This window comes from Thiomicrospira microaerophila, assembly GCF_000934765.1.
In the GTDB taxonomy this organism is placed as follows: Bacteria; Pseudomonadota; Gammaproteobacteria; order Thiomicrospirales; family Thiomicrospiraceae; genus Thiomicrospira; species Thiomicrospira microaerophila.
This window is the reverse complement of record NZ_JYNN01000008.1, coordinates 76,667-96,815: the sequence shown is the minus strand read 5'-3', so window position 1 is coordinate 96,815 and position 20,149 is coordinate 76,667. Positions and strand designations below refer to the sequence as shown.

General features: G+C 43.9%; 17 protein-coding genes. 7 read left to right on the top strand and 10 right to left on the bottom strand.

Features of this window, described 5'->3' with window-relative positions; genetic code table 11:
* Window positions 1-32: 32 nt before the first annotated feature.
* Window positions 33-1,310: an MFS transporter gene (locus NA59_RS04845; RefSeq protein ID WP_044408810.1), complete on the top strand. Its 1,278-nt coding sequence runs from the start codon at window positions 33-35 to the stop codon at window positions 1,308-1,310.
* On the opposite strand, the gene NA59_RS14765 is transcribed toward NA59_RS04845, so the two are convergent.
* The 4 genes from NA59_RS14765 to NA59_RS04830 form a co-directional block, all read right to left on the bottom strand.
* The gene (locus NA59_RS14765) at window positions 1,307-1,429 is read right to left on the bottom strand and encodes a type II toxin -antitoxin system TacA 1-like antitoxin (RefSeq protein ID WP_157792550.1); all 123 of its coding nucleotides are present in this window, start codon (window positions 1,427-1,429) and stop codon (window positions 1,307-1,309) included. The two genes, NA59_RS04845 and NA59_RS14765, sit on opposite strands and share 4 nt — an antisense overlap.
* A 401-nt stretch (window positions 1,430-1,830) precedes the next feature.
* The gene (gene mnmE, locus NA59_RS04840; RefSeq protein ID WP_044408807.1) at window positions 1,831-3,189 is read right to left on the bottom strand and encodes a tRNA uridine-5-carboxymethylaminomethyl(34) synthesis GTPase MnmE; all 1,359 of its coding nucleotides are present in this window, start codon (window positions 3,187-3,189) and stop codon (window positions 1,831-1,833) included.
* A gap of 3 nt (window positions 3,190-3,192) precedes the next feature.
* On the bottom strand, window positions 3,193-3,918 hold the full coding sequence (locus tag NA59_RS04835) for an MlaA family lipoprotein (RefSeq protein WP_044408804.1): 726 nt from the start codon (window positions 3,916-3,918) through the stop codon (window positions 3,193-3,195).
* 17 nt (window positions 3,919-3,935) lie between these two features.
* Window positions 3,936-4,856, bottom strand: a complete 921-nt coding sequence (locus NA59_RS04830) for a hydrogen peroxide-inducible genes activator (protein WP_044408801.1) — start codon at window positions 4,854-4,856, stop codon at window positions 3,936-3,938.
* Between the two features lie 307 nt (window positions 4,857-5,163).
* Here NA59_RS04830 and NA59_RS04825 point away from each other — a divergent pair, with 307 nt between their 5' ends.
* Window positions 5,164-5,727: a nitroreductase family protein gene (locus tag NA59_RS04825; RefSeq protein ID WP_044408798.1), complete on the top strand. Its 564-nt coding sequence runs from the start codon at window positions 5,164-5,166 to the stop codon at window positions 5,725-5,727.
* 381 nt (window positions 5,728-6,108) lie between these two features.
* Here NA59_RS04825 and NA59_RS04820 read toward each other — a convergent pair whose 3' ends face one another.
* The 4 genes from NA59_RS04820 to NA59_RS04805 are packed head-to-tail and all read right to left on the bottom strand — an operon-like array spanning window position 6,109 to window position 11,571.
* Complete coding sequence (locus tag NA59_RS04820) at window positions 6,109-7,752, bottom strand: acetolactate synthase large subunit (RefSeq protein WP_044408795.1); 1,644 nt, start codon at window positions 7,750-7,752, stop codon at window positions 6,109-6,111.
* 9 nt (window positions 7,753-7,761) lie between these two features.
* Window positions 7,762-8,379, bottom strand: coding sequence for a thiol:disulfide interchange protein DsbA/DsbL (locus NA59_RS04815; protein ID WP_044408792.1), 618 nt, complete (start codon window positions 8,377-8,379; stop codon window positions 7,762-7,764).
* A gap of 9 nt (window positions 8,380-8,388) precedes the next feature.
* A complete protein-coding gene (ccsB, locus tag NA59_RS04810; protein ID WP_044408790.1) occupies window positions 8,389-9,555 on the bottom strand; it encodes a c-type cytochrome biogenesis protein CcsB in 1,167 nt (388 codons plus the stop codon).
* A gap of 21 nt (window positions 9,556-9,576) precedes the next feature.
* The gene (locus NA59_RS04805; RefSeq protein WP_044408787.1) at window positions 9,577-11,571 is read right to left on the bottom strand and encodes a cytochrome c biogenesis protein ResB; all 1,995 of its coding nucleotides are present in this window, start codon (window positions 11,569-11,571) and stop codon (window positions 9,577-9,579) included.
* 177 nt (window positions 11,572-11,748) lie between these two features.
* Here NA59_RS04805 and yihA point away from each other — a divergent pair, with 177 nt between their 5' ends.
* Window positions 11,749-12,357: a ribosome biogenesis GTP-binding protein YihA/YsxC gene (gene yihA / locus NA59_RS04800; RefSeq protein WP_044408784.1), complete on the top strand. Its 609-nt coding sequence runs from the start codon at window positions 11,749-11,751 to the stop codon at window positions 12,355-12,357.
* 6 nt (window positions 12,358-12,363) lie between these two features.
* On the opposite strand, the gene NA59_RS04795 is transcribed toward yihA, so the two are convergent.
* A complete protein-coding gene (locus NA59_RS04795; protein ID WP_044408781.1) occupies window positions 12,364-13,188 on the bottom strand; it encodes a M48 family metallopeptidase in 825 nt (274 codons plus the stop codon).
* Window positions 13,189-13,472: 284 nt separating this feature from the next.
* Between NA59_RS04795 and hemF the strand changes: the two genes are divergently transcribed.
* Both hemF and NA59_RS04785 read left to right on the top strand, forming a co-directional pair.
* On the top strand, window positions 13,473-14,393 hold the full coding sequence (gene hemF / locus NA59_RS04790; protein WP_044408779.1) for an oxygen-dependent coproporphyrinogen oxidase: 921 nt from the start codon (window positions 13,473-13,475) through the stop codon (window positions 14,391-14,393).
* A 12-nt stretch (window positions 14,394-14,405) separates the two neighbouring features.
* On the top strand, window positions 14,406-14,798 hold the full coding sequence (locus NA59_RS04785) for an RNA-binding S4 domain-containing protein (RefSeq protein ID WP_044408776.1): 393 nt from the start codon (window positions 14,406-14,408) through the stop codon (window positions 14,796-14,798).
* Window positions 14,799-14,909: 111 nt separating this feature from the next.
* Here the strand turns inward: NA59_RS04785 and NA59_RS04780 are convergent, their stop codons facing one another.
* Window positions 14,910-17,102: a methyl-accepting chemotaxis protein gene (locus NA59_RS04780; protein WP_052501469.1), complete on the bottom strand. Its 2,193-nt coding sequence runs from the start codon at window positions 17,100-17,102 to the stop codon at window positions 14,910-14,912.
* Between the two features lie 320 nt (window positions 17,103-17,422).
* Here NA59_RS04780 and NA59_RS04775 point away from each other — a divergent pair, with 320 nt between their 5' ends.
* The gene (locus tag NA59_RS04775) at window positions 17,423-18,040 is read left to right on the top strand and encodes a PilZ domain-containing protein (RefSeq protein ID WP_044408773.1); all 618 of its coding nucleotides are present in this window, start codon (window positions 17,423-17,425) and stop codon (window positions 18,038-18,040) included.
* 51 nt (window positions 18,041-18,091) lie between these two features.
* A complete protein-coding gene (locus NA59_RS04770) occupies window positions 18,092-20,143 on the top strand; it encodes a M3 family metallopeptidase (protein WP_044408770.1) in 2,052 nt (683 codons plus the stop codon).
* The last annotated feature ends 6 nt before the right edge of the window (window positions 20,144-20,149 follow it).

Below are 20,149 nucleotides of genomic sequence, written 5' to 3'. Positions count from 1 at the left end.
CGAGGTTATAGTTGAATATTAAAGGCGTATTGATGCAAACTAGAATTGAACATGGCATACAAGCCAATCTATCACAAATCAGCCAACAACTGATTCAAGTGTTCTTGGTTGGCTTGGCCTTAGGGATGACCCGAACTGTAGTGCCCGGCCTGGCGGAAACAGAGTTTGGTTTAGCGGCACAAGCCTTTATGAGTCTGGTGATGTTTGTCTTGGTCTTTGGCCTAGTCAAGGCGACCATGAATCTGGTGGCGGGGCATTTAAGTGAGCAGTATGGGCGCCGTCGATTATTGGTAGTCGGTTGGTTATTGGCTTTACCGGTCCCCTTCTTAATCTACTATGCGCAAAGCTGGTCATGGATTGTATGGGCGATGGTGTTTTTGGGTTTAAATCAAGGCCTGTGCTGGTCGATGGCACTTAATAGTAAACTCGATTTAGCCAAGGCGAATCAAAAGGGATTGATTAACGGCTTAAATGAGTTTTCCGGTTATGCGGCGGTCGGTTTGGCAGGCTGGATGACGGCTTATTTAGCTGAAGTTTATGGCGCGCGTGAAGCCTTATTAGGTTTTGGTTTGGTGGTTATAGGTTTAGGTTTAGTGCTCGCGATTTGGAAAGTATTGGATACGCGTCCTTGGTCAAGCTTGCATCAACTTCATTATGACAACAACAAGCACAACCAATACCACGCTGATGATGGTGAAAAACAAACCGAGCAAAAGCAATCCCTGGCACAAGCCTTCAAAATCGGTACCTTTCAACATAAACAACTGGTCGCACTCAATCAAGCAGGCCTGGTGGAAAAGTTTATTGACGCCTTGGTATGGATTTTTATGCCGGTCTATTTGATTTCGCAAACCCAAACACTGGTGCAAGCCAGTGGGATTATTGCAGTGTATGGCGTGGTCTGGGGCGCGTCTCAACTCATCACCGGCCCGGCATCGGATAAGTTTGGTCGTCGCGCACTGATTGTTGGTGGGTTTTGGTTGTGTGCGATTACCAGTATTAGTTTTGTCTGGGTGGATTCGATGGCCGCCTGGTCACTACTGGCCGCCTTTATGGGCTTTGGCATGGCGATGCTGTATCCCACGTTGGGCGCGGCGGTAGCCGATTACAGTCAGCCAAAACAACGTGCCTCGATGCTGGGGGTTTATCGCTTTTGGCGTGATTTTGGTTATGCCGTCGGCGCGTTATTGTTGGGCTTACTGGCTTTCTATACCCACTCGCTGGTTTGGCCGTTTTACTTTGTCGGTGCGATGATGTTTTTATCTGGCCTATGGGTCTGGTGGGCGTTGAAACCTAAAGCGCCGCTTTAATGCGTCGTTTCCTGCATCAATTTATTAAGTTGATCATTCGGCTTTGGTGGTGCCATCAAATCGGTTTCAAAGGCATTAATGTCGGCTTCGTTAAGCTGAAACAATTGCTGATTAAGCACAAAATTTTCAACGCAAAAAGCCAAATAATCAGCGTGGGATCAGGGCAAACGCATCTTAAATAATAAATGAACAAGTTATAACTAATACGCACTCCCACGTTGAACGTCATTGCCATTAAACTTAGAAAATGCCCGTCATTGCGAGGAGCGCAGCGACGCGGCAATCTCTCAAGGGCGTGCGCCGTCTGCCAGAGATTGCCACAGCCTTCGGCCTCGCAATGACGCGTGATTTTTATATTATTTAGATGCGTTTTCCCTGAGAGTGGCCCTGTATGGACTGGGTTATTTTTGCAAGAATGAAAACCATGGCATTGAAAAACTATTTAGTGCAAGTTGGTTGCTGTGTGGTGCCACTAATTCCTTAACTTAATGGCAGCTCGGTAAACAAATATCTACAATTTTTATTTACCAATACAAAACGAACTGAAAATACGTCCAAGTAGGTCGTCAGAACTAAAGCGTCCGGTAATCTCTGACAAGGCATTTTGCGCTAAGCGTAAGTCTTCGGCTACAAGCTCGCCGGCGGCAAAATGTTCAAGTTGATATTGTGCATTGTGCATGGCTTGTTGAGCGCAATTCAACGCGTCTAAATGACGTTTACGTGCCATAAAGACGCCTTCACTGGTTTGTGCTAACCCCATCGTTTGTTTTAAATGTTGGATGAGTAAATCTAAACCTAGCTTATGTTTAGCCGATAAATAAATTTCTGTATAAGCCGTTTTTTCAACCAGGCCTGGTTGTAAATTAGCCAAATCAATCTTGTTTCGAATTAAGGTAATAGGCAGTTTTTTAGGTAATTTATCTAAAATAGCTTGGTCTTGCGCATCAATGTCGTTACCCGCTTGTACCATCACTAACACCCTATCCGCACCCTCAATCGCTTGCCAAGCACGGGCAATACCAATTTTTTCAACTTCATCACCGGTTTCACGTAAACCTGCTGTATCCAGAATATGTAGCGGCATACCATCAATATGAATATGTTCTTTAACAATGTCGCGTGTGGTACCCGCAATATCCGTAACTATCGCACTTTCTTTACCTGATAAGGCATTTAATAAACTTGATTTACCTGCGTTCGGTCGGCCTAAAATAACAACAGACATGCCTTCACGTAACAAAACACCTTGTTGTGCTGTTTGTAAAACCTGGTTGATTTTTTGCATTAACTGATGCAATTGTCCAGCGACATGACCATCCGATAAAAAATCAATTTCTTCTTCTGGAAAATCAATCGCCGCTTCAACATAAAGTCTTAATTGAATAAGCCCTTCAACTAATTGATCGATCTGTTGTGAAAATTCACCTTGCAAGGATTTTAAAGCACTGCGCGCAGCTTGTTCTGATGAGGCATCAATTAAATCAGCAATGGCCTCAGCTTGAGCTAAGTCGAGTTTATCGTTTAAAAACGCCTGTTGTGAAAATTCACCCGGTTTGGCTAAACGCGCACCGAGTTGAACAACGCGCTCAATTAACCATTGCAAAATAATCGGGCCACCATGGGCTTGCAGCTCTAAAACATCTTCACCAGTGAAGGAGTGCGGCGCTTTAAAATAAAGCGCGATACCTTGATCAAGTATCTCATCGTTTTCGCCATAAAAAGCCGTGTAATGGGCTTTTCTTGCTTCAGGTAGTGCCTTGGTAATGATTTGTGTGATATGAGCAACATTTGGGCCTGACACACGGATAACACCTATACCACCACGACCCGGTGGTGTGGCAATAGAGACGATGGTTTCTTTTGTGTTATTACTTGTCATAAATTAATCAAAGTCAAAATCATCAAGGGGTGTAATAGTTGTTTTTCCATCATTCAATAAACGGCCACGTTGTTGAAAATAACTTTCCCGATAAAAAATATAAGGATCAGGCATGGTTTTTACTAAATCTACCAGGTCGATTACTTTTACATAACTATCGAATCCATCGCCTATCGTAAAAGCGATGCGGCCATCGTTAGTTGTTTGAATGATATAACTAAAGGTAGGATCATAACTAGAATCAACGCCTTTTCCAAATAAATCACGAACGGTATATCCGCCTAAAAAAGGCATCATTACAAACGCGGAATCATCCCAAATGCCCCATTTGTAAAGCGTATGACCAAAATCTGTTTTTTCATAGGGCAGTCCAGCCGGGGTTGCAATATCTATTAAGCCGCCAAAACCAAATACGGTATTTATTGAAAATCGCATAAAATCACCCAGTCCCTTTTCAACGTTTCCTTGTAAAAAGTTATTGGTCATATTTAATGGCATTTTCAGGTTGTTAAAAAAATTAGATACGGCATTACGTGCGGGTTGAGGTACGGCTTTTTTATAGGTGTTACCAACAGGTTCACCAATATAATCATGAAATGTTAAATTAAATTCAAACATACTTCGGTTAAATTTTTCATACTTATCGTCAGAGTGAAAAGGATTTGCAATCGCTTGAAAACTTAAACTGGTTAAAGTGATTGAGAATATTAAGTAAGTTAATTTTTTCATTTAATTTAGTATCATGGTTAATTTTGTTTGATTGTACAAGGAATTTGGATTTTTTGAAGTGCATTTATCATTGTTTTTAGTAATTGTTTACGTGGAAAAGTTTTACGCCAAGCTAAAGCCACTTTTCTTGGTGGAATAGGTGGATCAATCGGTTTAATGGAAAGTAACTCTTCATCATAAGATTGCACAGAGCTACAAGGTAAAATAGTAATACCTGCACCTGATGCAACCATATAGCGAATGGTTTCTAATGAGCTGCCTTCAAGTGTTTTTTGTAATTTATTGGTTTGAAAATTAATTTGTTCTTGGTGATTAAAAGCATCAATAACTTGATTACGAAAACAATGACCTTCTCCCAACATAAGTAATGTTTCTTTTTTAATTTCTTTTATACTTATTTTTTCATTATTATGTAGTATGTGATTTTTTGGTAATGCAACAACAAAAGGTTCAGTATAAATAACTTGTGTTTCTATATTTTTATGTTCAAAAGGCAAGGATAAAATAACTAAATCTAAATCTCCGTTAATTAGTTTTTCCATTAATAAATGAGTATAGTTTTCTTGTAAAATAATAGGTGTTTTATTTGCTAGTTTATGAAACATAGGAATTAATTTAGGTAATAAGTAAGGTGCTATAGTATAAATAGCACCTAGTTTTATTTCTCCAGTATGGTCACCTTGATCTTCTTTAGCTAATTGTTTAATTATTTGTGTTTTTTGTAAAATTTCGTCTGCTATATGAATAATTTGTTTTCCTATAGGTGTTACTAAAATTTCTGTTTTATTTCGTTCAAATAGTTCTACACCTATTTCTTCTTCAAATTTTTTAATTGCTATGCTTAGTGTTGGTTGACTTACAAAGCAGGTTTCTGATGCTTTTCTAAAGTGACGTTCTTTCGCTACGGCGACGATATATTTAAGTTCATTGAGCGTCATAAAGTTATCCCTATTATGTATTTATTGATTCTCTGTTTCTTTTTTTTGTTATTCTTGTAGTAGTGGGTATTTAGGTATAAGTTAATTTTTTTTAAATTTATTAAATAGTTAAGCTGTTATTAATATGTATAAAAAAATAGCTTAAGCCGGATGCATGGCTTGTGGATCAATTGTGGATAAAATTGTGAGTTAATAAAAGCAGGTAAGTTATCCACACTCATCCACAGCTTATTATAAAAGTTGTTGGCTTGTGCTGGGAGTTAAAAAATTAGACAATGGTCGCAAGAATTTAAATAAGAGCCCCAAGATGTTTAATCAACTCGTTAAAAAACGTCGAACAACCTATCAATTTCAACCTGTTACTGTTGATCTAGCCAAAATAAACGAATGTATTGATGCGGCGATATGGGCACCCAATCATGGTATGACGCAACCCTGGCAGTTTTATGTCATAGGCGAACAAACTAAAATACAATTGATGTCAATTTATGCTCAACTTCGCGCTGATAAACGGGCAGAGTCGGGCAGTCCAGAACATCAAGCTATTTATGAAAAGGCTTGTAAACGTTTCCTCGGTAATCCAGCCACTGTTATCGTTGGACAGGTTAAATCAGAAAATCCAGTGGTTTATAAGGAAGACTATGCGGCCTGTAGCTGCGCAATTCAAAACTTTCAGCTAATGGCTACCGAATTAGGTTTAGGCGTTCAGTGGAGCACAGGGCCCATTTTACAATCTGAACAAACCTTCTCAATACTTAATATTCATCCCGCTGAAATAGAGTTGATTGGCATTTTATATTTAGGTTATCCCGCCTGCGAAACCAATCAAACACGCAAACCTCGATCAGAAGTAACGCAATATTTCGACTAAGTCACTGCCATTAAGTTAAGGAATAAGTGGCAACTGGACTTGCTTCCCTTATTGCCGTGTCACCCTGCGCGAAGTCGCAGGGTCTATTGCCGTCAGCGGCTGGATCCTGCGACTTCGCGCAGGATGACGGTGCTAGGTAAAAAAATCGGTCATTGCGAGGCCGAAGGCCGTGGCAATCTCTTGCAGACTGTGCACGCCCTTAAGAGATTGCCGCGTCGCTGCGCTCCTCGCAATGACGGGCAATGACGGGCAATGAGGATAGGGAAAACACATCCGGCACTTGTGCATTAGATCCCGGCCTTCGCCGGGTATGACGGGATGTTTTTGGTCTTGCGATGACGCGAATTTATGACTTGAAGAGAGCGAAGCTAAACATTTGGGTTAAGACTGCATTTCAGAAATGACGTTGCCAAGGAGCTGGGTTAGGCGGTCGTTTTGTGAGTAGTCTACTGGGCAGTCTATAATCGACACCGTATTGTCTTGTAGCGCTTGTTTGAGCACGGGCAAGAGTTGATCAGCGGCTTCAATACGATAGCCTTTAGCACCAAAGGATTGAGCATACTGGACAAAATCGGGGTTTTTAAAATCGATGTAAGCGGCACGGCCATATTTACGTTTTTGTTTCCATTCAATCAGCCCATATTGGCTGTCGTTCCAAATTAAAATAACAATCGGCGTGTTACAACGTAGCGCTGTTTCTATTTCTTGTGAATTCATCATAAAGCCGGCATCACCGGTCACCGCGACAATCGCGCGTTCAGGATAAGCGAGTTTGGCGGCGATAGCACCTGGCACGGCAATGCCCATGCCGGCAAAGCCGTTGGAGATGATGCACGTATTAGGTTTTTCTGCGCGGAACATACGCGCCATCCACATTTTATGGGCGCCGACATCACAAATAGCGATGTCGTCATAGTTCATCGCCGTACGTAAATCCCAGATAATTTTTTGTGGCAATAGCGGGAAGGCGTCACTGTTGGCACAGCGGTTCATCTCGTCTTTGGTGGCATCACGCAAAGGATGATCAAGTTCAGTAGGCTCGGATTGATTAAGCAGGCTGCGTAGAGTTTGAATGTTTTTCGCAATATCACCGACCAGTTCAATATCCGGCATATAGCTTGAATCTACTTCAGCGGGCAGGGTATCGATATGAATAATTTGGTGGTTGTGGTTTGGGTTCCAAAGATGGGGATGGTACTCGACCATATCAAAACCAATACAGATCACCAGGTCGGCTTTAGAAAAACCCCCATTTTCATAATCACCCTTTTGCAAACCCGCCGTTCCCATCGCGGTGCGATTTTTAAAGAAAGGAATGACGCCCTTAGCCATAAAGGTATTAACCGTTGGAATATTGAGCTGTTTAGCAAAGGCATAAACTTCGCCGCCTGCTTTGGCACGAACCGCGCCGTTCCCGACCAGTATTAACGGGTTTTTAGCCTGTTGAATGGTTTGTGCTGCTTGTTTAATCAGCTGTTCGGCGGCGGTGGTTAAGCGTGTTTGGGTCACTTTTAACGGTGTGGCATCGGTATCCATGTCCGCAATATTTTCGGGGAAATCAATAAAACTCGCACCAGGCTTTTCGGCTTGTGCCAGTTTAAAGGCTTTGCGTATGACTTCAGGAATGGTTTCCGGTTCTAAAATTTGAGTGGCGTATTTGGTAATTGGTTTGAACATGCTGACCAAATCAACTACTTGGTGAGATTCTTTGTGCATTCGACTGGTAGCCGCTTGACCAGCAATTGCAACGAGGGGTGCGTTGTCCATGTTGGCATCCGCCACGCCCGTAACGAGGTTGGTAGCACCTGGGCCTAGGGTTGATAAACAGACCCCTGCTTTGCCGGTTAAGCGGCCATAGACATCCGCCATAAACGCCGCGCCTTGTTCATGGCGCGTGGTGATAAATTCGATATCCGAGTCGAGCAATGCGTCAACAAGATCCAGGTTTTCCTCACCAGGAATACCGAAAATATACTCTACACCTTCTTTTTCAAGGCATTTAACAAACAATTTAGCGGCTTGCATGCTGGCTTCCTAGCGTTCTAATAACTGATCAACATTTTGCCAAAGCTTGGCTTGGCTTCCACTCATTGATAGACTGGTAATATATTTACCATTCACCACGATACTCGGCACACCTTCAACGCCAAACGCTTCGGTTAAGCGCTGGGCACGACGCACAGCTTGATCGACTTTAAATGAGTTAAAGCTAGCGATGAAGGCTTGTTCGGTCACGCCAAACTGACTGTGAAACTGAGCGATAGAGGCTAAATTAGTCAAGGGTAATTGATCACGATGCAGGGCTTCAAAAAACGGCTGGTTAGAGCGTTCAATAATCCCCAAATCTTCAGCGGCATAGTAGACCTTCGCCATAAACACCCAGCTTGGGTTATTTAAAACCGCCGGAACCCGTTCGAAATGTACATCACGCGGTTTAGCTCGAAGCCATTGATACAGGCTGTCTTGCAGATTGTAACAATGGGGGCAGCCGTAAAAGAATACTTCGGTCACTTGTTTTTTGTGCGGTGCAATGGGCTGCACCACACGTAGATTTTTATAGTCCACGCCCGGGCGGATTGACGACCAGGCCTGGTTGCTCAGACCGGCTAATAGCGCCAGTCCTGAAAGTTGAAAAAAGCGTCTTCTTAACATGTTTTGCTCCTAGAGTTCACCATACGAATGTAAACCTGACAAGAAGATATTCACGCCGAGGAAGGCAAAGGTGGTAATAAATAAGCCGATAATAGCCCACCAAGCCATCGGCGCACCGTGCCAGCCTTTGGTCATGCGAATGTGTAACCAAGCGGCGTAGTTAAGCCAAACAATCAATGCCCATGTTTCTTTTGGATCCCAAGACCAGTAACCGCCCCAAGCTTCTGCCGCCCACATGGCGCCTAAAATAGTGGCGACGGTGAAAAAAGCAAAACCAATGGCAATCGAACGATACATGATGTCATCCATGATTTGATGACTTGGCAGTGCTTTAAGTAGTCCATTATTTGGATTACGTTTTTCAATGGCCAAACGCATTAACATCGCTACACCCACCATTGAGGCAATAGAGAATCCACCGTAACCCACAAAGTTAGCGGGAACATGGATTTTCATCCACCAACTTTGTAGTGCAGGAATCAGCGGTTGGATTTCATGCGCTTGGCGATCGAAGACATACCAAAGTACAAATAAAACCGATACGCTCATTACAATCATTACAAACCCGCCCATTGCGCGCGTTTTGAATTTTTGTTCATAGTAAAGGTACATCAAAATGGTCATTACGATGAATAGGATAAATACTTCATACAACGAGCTAACAGGGATATGACCATAATCTGGATGGATTAACCATGATTCTTTCCAGCGCACCATTAAACCGACAAATCCGAGGGTGGCGGCTGTCCAAGCAATAAAGGTTGAGAGTTTGTAAATAAACGCCGAATCTCTAAATAAGGCAAAGAAATAAGTCACTGTACTTACTAGCACTAAGAAACTCATCCACATAATCGCGGCTTGGCTAGAAATTAAATATTTTAGAAGAAATACATCGTTTTGCGCTTCATAGTCGAAGTCATTACGGGCATACATCCAAATTGCGAGTAAACTAATAGCCGTTACTACATAACTAAATGTTTGAAAACTACGCCAGTACCAACCTAACCAAACGGCAGATAGCGCTGTACCGAATAGGATGTAGACCTCGTAAATATCCATTTCATCTTGATACACCTGCCAAGCGATGATTGAGCCAATAAAGAGAATCAACGTCCAGAGTATGTCTCTGGGGGTAAATATCTCTAAAAAGCTTCGTTTTTTTATTGTCATGTCCATAATGTAGCCGCCTCTTAACTATTAAGCCCTAAAGTTGGTAACGAGTTTTTCAAACTCTTTATCTGTTTCCGGAAGTTTCCGGTTATCACGTCCTGCAATCGTAATATCGGTTTGTTCGCCATTGCGTTTTAGATGAATCCAAACACGACGTTGACGTACATAAAACATAAAGAATATCCCTAGTGTGAGTAATGCGCTGCCAAAATACACCACGTCCTTACCGGGTGATTTGGTAATCTGTAAACCGGTTGACCAACGTTGATCAAAACTAGTCATTTCAAAAAACAGTGGAGGACCATAGCGATTTAAACTTGCAATCGCCGTCATTGCATCCTCAAACCATACCTGGTGGGTTTCACTGATATCGCCTTGTGAATTGATTGGCACGCCTTCTTGTTCAAGAACATGTAAATATAGGGTTTGGAGTGCGTTCGCGAGTTGACCAAAGTAAAAAGACGCAACTTCTTGCTGTTGGTCTTGTGGCACATTGGTTTCAATAAAGCGGCTAATGCCATCAAACCCTGTTTCACGGAAGAGTTTAACTAATTGCTGCATCAGCTGCATGTGGGTTTCATAGTTAGCGCGTTCCATTTCCATTGGCTTGGGCATCGCTTGACGATAAATACGGTCTGCCTTGGGTGCATTGTTTACCAGAGCTAAGAATTCAAAGAAGCGTTTTTTGCTGCGCAAGTCATCAGCGGGTACAAACAAATAGCGGAAAGGCTCAGATACGGCATTTCGCACACCACTCATGTAAAACCAGCGACCTTCCTGTTCATCAGGAATCATATAGTTCTCATATTCCCAAGCACGGCCTTCTTCGTTACGCACTCTAAACAGTACGCTGGGCCCGTTGTTTTTCATTTTACGCCCCGTCGCTAATGCATCTTCTTCGCTGCGCGGCACAATATTGTGCAGTTTGAAATCACTAAATTCAACGCGGAAGCGACCAGCAGGGGTAGTCAAAGATTCATGACGGTTTATCGCTGATTCAATTTCGGTTTTGCTAACGATAGGTGAAGCGAGTGCATGCACATTCATATTCACCAAGGAACCGCCATCGCCATAAGAGGATTGGTAAATCGCATAGTTTTTGTAATAAAGCGGGTGGTTAACCTCAATGGTTTTTTCAATTGGTTCATCTAAATCATCGGCATACAACAACAGATCACTTTCGTAGGTACGCGGCATACCGTTGTCATAATAATCAATCCGGAAGGCTTTGACTTCAATTCGGAAGGGCAATTGTTGGACTAGATAGCCTTCATTCCAAGGCAAAAACAATACATCGGCATCACGGCCTTCGGTGATATTGACGTTTCCGCGATAAGAAAAGTTAGACGGGGGTAACCAAGCGCGTTTATCCACTTCACTCAGAGGGACGCTTCGAGTTTCAGCCTGCATACTGCCTGTTAACTCGAAGTATTTTAAATAAATATTACTATCCATTAAAGCACCAATACAGATAATAATAATCGATATATGGCTGAAAAAGTAACCGAGCCGATTCCAATGTCCTTTTAGACCTGCCACAGTGACCGACCCATCATCTCGTTGGTTAATGCGAGTTTTAAAGCCTTCGTGTTTTAAAAATTCAGTGGCATAGGCTTTTTGTTGTTCGAAATCACCGGCTACAGCAAATTGTGTGTGATTAGGTTGATGTTTGAGCGCATTGATCGATAGTTTTTCACTGTACTCTTTCATGTCCTTGATAAAAACCGGTGTATTTCGGGTAACGCACACACCGGTAGAAATCAGCAAGAATAATAAAACAATCATAAACCAAGCGGCGCCATAGACATCATACAGGGCTAGGCTGCCGTATACTTCATACCAGAAAGGGCCGAATTTGATAATATAGTCTTGAACCGGTTGAAACTGCTGTAGCACAGTACCAATGACCGAAGCAATGGCAAGCATAACCAATAAGGTGATCGCAAGATTCATTGATCCAAGAAATTCAAGCCAAACATTCGGTTTGCGTGATGGTTTGCTTATTTTTTTCTGCTCTGACATAGGTTTTTATCTTTTGTTGAATGCTAATAAAATTTTGCAGGTAGAAGAGTATATACTTCTCTGCACAAGAGTTAAAGACTCGCATGTAATTAACCTAGTAATCCTGTAGGGTATTTTAGAACCGACTAAATGGGTTAATAAGGATAAAAAACGGAACACCAAAGGAAAGAAGATTTTATGCAACATCCACTTTATCAAAAAGCCACCTATTTAAAGAGTGCCCCTAATCTTAGCCACTGCCCAGAAGATATCGGCTATGAAGTCGCCTTTGCAGGCCGTTCTAACGCCGGTAAGTCGAGCGCCTTGAATGTCCTTACTTCGCAAAAAAGCCTTGCTAGAACCAGTAAGACCCCCGGGCGTACTCAGATGATTAATTTTTTCCAACTCGATGAGCAGCGTAGTCTGGTTGACTTGCCTGGTTATGGTTTTGCCAAGGTCAATGTTAATGTGAAAAAATTATGGGAAGCGGGTTTAGCCGAGTATATTGAAAAACGTGACGCATTAAAAGGCTTGGTTTTGATGATGGATGGTCGTCATCCATTGCAACCGCTGGATGTGATGATGCTGGATTGGACCAAGGAAATCGGTTTGCCAGTGCATGTTTTGTTAACCAAAGCCGACAAGCTGAGTAAAAATCAAGCGAGTCAGGCGCTGTTCGGTTTACAAAAAACCCTAAAGCAAGATTATCCGCACGCCAGCGCCCAATTGTTTTCATCATTAAATAAGCAAGGCCTTGACCAGGCCTGGTTAAAATTAGATGAATGGATGGCGTTTGAGCGTGGTTAACCCGCTTTACTTGCCTTCACGCGCTAAACGGGCCTGTTCATACACCGGCATCAGTCTGAGTGAATAGGTTGTCAGGTCTTTGATGCGTGAATCATACGACGGGTGAGTACTCAGGAATTGGGGTGGCTGATTACCTTTTGAAAGTGCCGCCATACGGTGCCAAATATCGACAGCGGCGGAAGGATTGTAGCCGGCCATGGCCGCCAGTTCGATGCCAATACGGTCCGCTTCTACCTCATGCACTCGGCTGTAGGGTAGTAAAATCCCGACATTTAATAGCGAGCCAGCAATATCGAGTGTGCTGGCTTGCGCACCGGTAAGTTGACCTAAGGCACCTAGACCTAACTGCGTAGCCATGGCTTGAGACGTCCGTTCACGCGCGTGCTCACGCAAATCATGCGCCATCTCATGCCCCATAATCGCCGCTATTTCATCATCATTTAAATTGAGTTGATTAATCAGCCCAGTGTAAAACATAATTTTGCCACCGGGCATAATCCATGCATTAATTGTGTCTTCTTCAATCAGATTCACTTCCCAAGCCCAATTCACCGCATCCTTTCTAAAATGCGCTGTATGTGGAATCATATTGGTTAAGATAGTTTGAAGGCGAGCATGTAGTTGCGCATCGGTGTTGAGTGTGCCATCGGTTTTCGCTTGTTCTAACACTTGGCTGTAGGCTTGTTGACCGCCCTCTATCATTTGTTTTTGTGATACCAAAAACGTTTGTTTGCGCTCTACACCTACCAAGCCTGATTGGGTAGTATTAGTGATGGCACAACTGGTTAACATCAACGAAACAAATGCAACAGAAATTAAGCGAAAAATCATTTTTACTCTCCTTGAAAATAGAGCTTTATTTTAAATCAAAACTTGATTGGGAAAAGGGTGTAATCGAAAGTGCCGATTACCTTATCACCGTTCCCGTTCCCGCGTCATACTGCGCGAAGTCGCCGTATCCAACTGCCTGCAGCCATAGACCCTGCGACTTCGCGCAGGGTGACAGGGCATGAGGGAGACAACTCAAGCCGACACTTTAGATTGTAGCCTTGGGAAATATACAGATTTTGCACTATAATAAAATAACATAAATTAAAAGATAGGGTTTTAACAAGATGAATATTGATGCAGTTAAGGACTACTTACTGGCGTTACAAGACGACATTTGCGCCCAATTAGCGCAAGAAGACGGTGCGAAGGACTTTATTGTTGATGCGTGGCAGCGCCCAGGTGCAGAGGGTGCGATGGGGCTTACAGGCGGTGGCCGTTCACGCGTAATGGAAAACGGGGCGGTGATTGAAAAGGGCGGGGTGAACTTCTCCCATGTGCGTGGCAAAACCTTGCCAGCGTCCGCCACGGCTCACCGCCCTGAGTTGGCGGGTCGTTCGTTTCAAGCGCTAGGCGTATCGCTGGTGATTCATCCACACAACCCCTATATTCCGACCTCCCATGCCAATGTGCGTTTATTTATTGCTGAGAAAGAGGGTGAAGCGCCGGTTTGGTGGTTTGGTGGTGGCTTTGATTTAACGCCATTTTATCCGTTTGACGAAGACGTTAAACACTGGCACCAGATGTCTAAAAATGCCTGTGACCCGTTTGGTGATGACATTTATCCAAAATACAAAAAATGGTGTGATGAGTATTTTTATCTCAAACACCGCAACGAAACTCGGGGTGTCGGTGGCCTGTTTTATGATGACCTCAATCAATGGGATTTTGAAACCTGCTTTGCGTTTATGCGCTCGGTTGGCGATCATTTTATCCAAGCCTATCGGCCGATTATCGCGAAGCGTAAAGCGATGGCATACACTGAACGTGAGCGTGATTTTCAATTGTATCGTCGTGGGCGTTATGCTGAATTTAATTTGGTCTTTGACCGTGGCACGCTGTTTGGATTGCAAACGGGCGGGCGTACGGAGTCGATACTGATGTCGATGCCACCGCTGGCGGCTTGGAAATACGACTACCAACCCGAGCCCGGCACCGAAGAAGCCAAGCTTTATGATTATTTAACGCCGCGCGAGTGGCTGGATTAACCAGGCCTGGTCATGGAAGAGCAGAAAATAAGATGTGATAAATGGCTGTGGGCGGGGCGGTTTTTTAAAACCCGTGGTCTGGCTTCTGAAGCGCTAAAAGGCGGCAAAATCGAGCTGAACGGCAGCAAACCTAAAGCGAGTAAAACCCTTGCGGTGGGGGATAAACTGAAAATTACCCAAGCGCACCGTAAGGTCGAGGTAAGGGTATTGGTGTTATCCGATAAACGTGGTTCGGCCGAGCAAGCCCAACAGCTCTATGAACTGGTAAATGAAGAGCTACTTCAGCGTAAACCGACTGCGGATATGGCATTGGTAGGTTATCGTGAAAAAGGCAAGGGACGTCCGACTAAACGCGAACGTCGTCAGATAGAAACCTTTGTTGGTTTTGCAGACGACTCAAACTAAGCCATAACCCTAGTTATCCGAACAGCGTGTAAAACCTCGTTTTCACGGCCTAACCTAGGCACCTACGTTAGGCCAGGCTGCTAAAGAAGAAGGCGAAGCGAAATATCCGGGTTAAGACCGCTCGCGTTTTTTTGGTGTGGTTTTAAAGAAATCTAATTCTTGTTTAAGTTGAGCCGACTGATCCTTTAGACTTTCTGCAGCGGCACTGGTTTGTTCAACGTAGGCCGCGTTTTGTTGGGTTACGCCATCAATTTCGTTGATAGCGGTCTCAACCTGCAAAATCATTGATGACTGTTCAGCGCTAATCTTGGCAATACGCCCAATACTACCGGATACTTGTTCAATTGCTTGATTAACACCTTTAAGCATGTCGCCCGATGCCGTGGCTAGGCGGGTGCCTTGATTTATTTGTGAGGTGCTATTTTCAATCAGTTGTTTGATGTCCTTAGCGGCTTCAGCAGATTTTTGTGACAAGGCTCTGACTTCGCCTGCGACGACGGCAAAGCCGCGTCCGTGCTCACCTGCCCGCGCGGCCTCAACGGCGGCATTCAAGGCGAGTAGGTTAGTTTGGAATGCAATGCCATCAATAAGACTGACAATTTCAGCAATCTTTTCGCTGGACGCTTGAATTTTACGCATGGCCTCAATGGTTTGGTTCATGGTTTGTGTCGATTTAACCACTTGGTTTTGAACATCCTCTGCCATTTGCGCGGTTTGTCCTCGGCGTTGGGATGAGGTTTTGAGTGCTTCGCTCATTTGTTGCATAGAGGCCGAGGTTTGTTCAATGGCAGCGGCTTGTTCTTGTACGCGCTGGCTGAGGTGTTCTGATGCTGTATTGACCTCATCCGCAGCGTGACTAACAATCAAGCTGGCTTCTGAAGCCCGGCTGATGACCTCAACGAGTTTATCGGCGCTGCGGTTAATCGCATTGCGTAAGATGGCGAGTTGACCCTGGTAGTCATGATCAATACGTTCAGATAAATCACCTTCAGACTGTGCTACGGCTACGCGGCTGATATCTTCAACGGCTTGAGAGAGATTTAGCATAGCTTGGTTAATACCGTTTTTCAGGTCAGCTAGGGCACCTTGTGCATCTACTTGAATGCGTTGATCAAACTCACCTTGATTGAGAGCATTCATTGTCGTTAGGATCTCGCTAATGGTTTGATCTAGACTGGTCATGGCGGCTTGGGTGTTGTCGATCATCTGCTGATACTCACCCTTTAGTGTTCCATTCGAGCGATAACTAAAATCGCCTGATTTTAATGCCTTTAAGCTTGTATTTAGCTGTGTCATGGCTTGACTCATTTCATCCATTGAGTGGTTTACGCCGTCTTTCATTGTTGCTAAATCGCCTTTAAGGGGAGATTCAATGCGTTGGTCAAATTGCCCTTGTGCCATGGCCCCGACTACTCGGTTGGTTTCAGTTATCGCACGGTGCATATTTGATAGCATCGTCGTGAACACCCGTCCCATGGTGTCAATTTCATCTTTGCGCTCAAAACCGGTTAGCGTTTCAAATCGTCCCGTTTGATCAACCTGTATCATGCTGTCTGCTAAGCGTTTAACGCGCTGGCGAATTGATGTGGCCGTCAAAATCATTAATAGCGTAAACACCAAGGCGAGCAGCGCAAAACTCAGCGTGGTTTGTTGAACGGGGGTGGTAATCGCTTGCTCAAGGTTTTGTAATGGGATGCTAGCGGAAAGCGCACCCCGCACATCGCCGAGCGCCCAGTTAGTTTTGGGTGAATCAGGGTGTGTGTTATGGCAGGCCACACAGGAGGCTTGGTTCATTAGGTCGGGTACCGCGAGTCGAAAAAACGGCGCACCATTGATGGTTTCAATTTGAATATAGGGTTGTTCTGGATTTTTAGCCAGATGCACTAAGGCTTGTTTTTCAAAGTCATCGAGCTGTACGGCGCCTCTAAATTTAAAAGGCTGGTCACTGAACAATTTAACTTGCCCTAAATCGCCCCCTTGTGCCGCACTCATTTCGCCCAGCGCTATCATAACATTCGCCGCGAGGGGTAGGTTTGTCGGGTGTGTTTGATAATCATGGTTTAATGCTAACCCCGCTTGACGCGCTTTTGGTATGACTTCATCAACATAAAACGTACGCGAGTTTTGTGCCATCGCCACCATACTCAGCGCGGCATTTTGACCAGCCGCATGTAGCGCATCGTTTTTAAGCAGCTGCATGCGGTTATAAGAAATAGCTGCCCCCATAATAATTAAGAAGACTAAGGGGAGAAGAATCTTAGAAAATAAAGATAAGTCTAAATACTGATAATAGAGTGTTCTCATGATAGGCGCTCCTAGATAATGTTATTTAAATTAAAGCATTTAGTGTGCAAAATTTTTTTAAATATATATTATTCATACATTTAATAAGAGAATTATTACTTTTAATGCACCTGTTTTGTTTTATTTTGGTGCAAAATGTTTCGTGATTGTTAAGAAGCACGGCGTTTGCAGTGTTTTTTCATGATTTGTGGGTACTGTTTTTATTGACCTTTTGTGAGTGATTGCCTAATATGTAATTTATAAAACAAAAAGAATTAAAAGGTTGTAATATTTTTAGTGAACCTGGTTCGATGTGTACCGGGTGGCTAAAGGGGGATAAAATGAATGCATTGAAAAAAACTGAGACACGGAACATGAAAACGCATGACACACCAGGGCAACCCCATTTAAAGTCGATTCAAAATCGCCGCCGCCATTTTAGAATGGATATTAAGGCAGGGTTTGGTTTCAAAATCCTATCGCCAGAGCAGGCGGAAATCACGCGCTTGCCTAGAGATCAAGATGTTTATGATATCATTGATTATTTTGGTTCAGACCTGTGCAAGATGAACGAGGAGTTTTTACAGTTACTCACCAAAATTAAAGTCAAAAGTAAACCCTTAGGGATTATGTTTGAAATTTTGAATAACAAGTTGAATATGATTTTGAGTACGATGGATCAAAAGGATATTGGTTTGGTGTTACCACAGCGCAAAATTAACTTAAGCGGAAATGGGTTAGGTTTGGCTACGGCTCGCCAAGCCAACCTGGGTGATATTGTGGATGTGATGATTAAGTTAAGTCGTGAAGATGCGTTGATATTGATTCGCTCACGGGTTGTCAGGCTAGTGCCAGGGGAGCCAAATTACTTAGGCTTGTACTTTGAGGATGTGATTGAACAAGATCGCCGCCGTATTATCAGTTTCCTTTTTGATAAACAGGTCGAAGCAGCACATTAGTCTTTCAGTTATAATCGAGTTGATTATTTTTGTTAAAAGGACTCTTTATTCATGCAAACCGCTTTCTTAAAAAATCAACTGCCTGATTTCAATGCGCTTAGCGCCCATCAAATTGAACCTACGATTGATCAATTATTGAAGGATAGTCGCTTAGCTTTAAGTCAAATAGTGACCAGTAGCCAAGCACCGAGCTGGCAAAATTTGGTTGAGCCGCTTGAAATGATTGATCAGCAGTTCGAGCGTATTTGGGGGCCGATTGGGCATTTAGATTCGGTGCGTAATGCGGATGATTGGCATGCGGCTTATGATGCGGCGATGCAAAAGGTCACCGAGTATTACACCGAGCTGGGACAGAATGCCGAGTTATTTGCGCGTTTTGATGGCTTAGCGAACAGTGATGCTTATGCGCAACTCAGCCTTGCGCAAAAAAAGGTGATTGATAATGCCCTGCGCGATTTTCGATTATCGGGCATTGATTTGCCGAGCGAGCAGCAGGCGGAATATAAAAAAATCAGCCAACGGTTATCCCAGTTATCCAGTCAATTTGGTAATCAAGTCTTAAAGGCGACCCAGGCCTGGTCAAAACACATTAGCGATGTCACCTTGTTACAGGGTTTGCCTGAGTCAGCGCAGGGGTTGTTGGCGCAATATGCCCAGCAAAAAGCGCTAGCGGGTTGGCGCGTGACCCTGGACTTCCCCAGTTACTTAGCGGTGATGACGCATGCCGATAACCGCGCGCTGCGCGAAGAGGTCTATCGCGCGTTTGCCACCCGTGCGTCAGATCAAAGTGAGCATAACGAGTTTGATAATACTGCTTTAATTGAAGAAATTCGTCAACTTCGTCAGCAAAAGGCGGCGTTGCTTGGCTTTGCAAGTTATGCCGACTATTCGATTGCCACCAAAATGGTCGAAACAACCGATCAGGTTATCGATTTTTTACGTGATTTAAGTCACAAATCTAAACCTCAGGCGCAAAACGAACTCGCCACACTGCAAGCTTTTGCAAAGTCTAATTTAGCGATTGATGACCTACAGCCCTGGGATATCACCTATGCCAGCGAAAAATTTAAACAACAAACCCTCAGCCTGTCTCAAGAGCAACTGAAACCCTATTTTCCAGTAGAGCACACACTGGGTGGCTTGTTTAAGATTGTTGAGAAGTTGTTTGGTGTGCAGGTCGAACAAAAGACCGGCGTGTCTGTCTGGCATGAGGCGGTGCGCTATTATGAATTGCATAATACCGATGGCCAGGTGATTGCAGGCTTCTATTTAGATTTATATGCCAGAGAAAACAAACGCGGTGGCGCTTGGATGGATGTGGTACAAAGCCGTTGGCGTCATCCGCAGGGTGAGCTGCATTTGCCCGTTGCCTATTTAGTTTGCAACTTCACCCCACCGATTGGCGATAAGCCCGCTTGTTTAAGCCATGATGAGGTCACCACGCTGTTCCATGAGTTTGGTCATGGTTTGCACCATATGCTTACCGAAATGGAGCATTTGAATATCTCAGGGATTAGCGGTGTGCCTTGGGATGCGGTCGAGTTACCGTCGCAGTTTATGGAAAACTTTTGTTGGGAGCGCGAAGGGTTAGATTTCATCTCTGCGCATCTCGATACAGGCGAAACACTCCCCGATGATTTGTTAAGCGCCTTACAGCAAAGCCGACACTTTCAGTCAGCGATGATGCTAGCGCGTCAGCTAGAGTTTTCGTTATTCGACTTTTTATTACATGCCCAGTACGATGCACAAAACCCTGAACCCTTGAGTGATCTGGTTGCGCGAGTGCGTGCCGAGGTTGCGGTGGTGATGCCGCCTAGCTATCATCGGTTTGCCCATAGCTTTAGTCATATTTTTGCTGGCGGCTATGCGGCGGGCTATTTTAGCTATAAGTGGGCGGAGGTATTATCGGCGGACGCGTTTAGTTTGTTTGAAGAAACCGGCATATTAAACCCAGAAACCGGTCATAAGTTTAAAAACATTATACTGGCGGCAGGCGGCTCAATTGATCCGATGGTGTTGTTTAAGGCATTCCGTGGCCGTGAACCTCAGATAGAGGCACTGTTACGCCACTGCGGTATTTTAAGCTTAACCAAGGCGGCTTAAAACGCA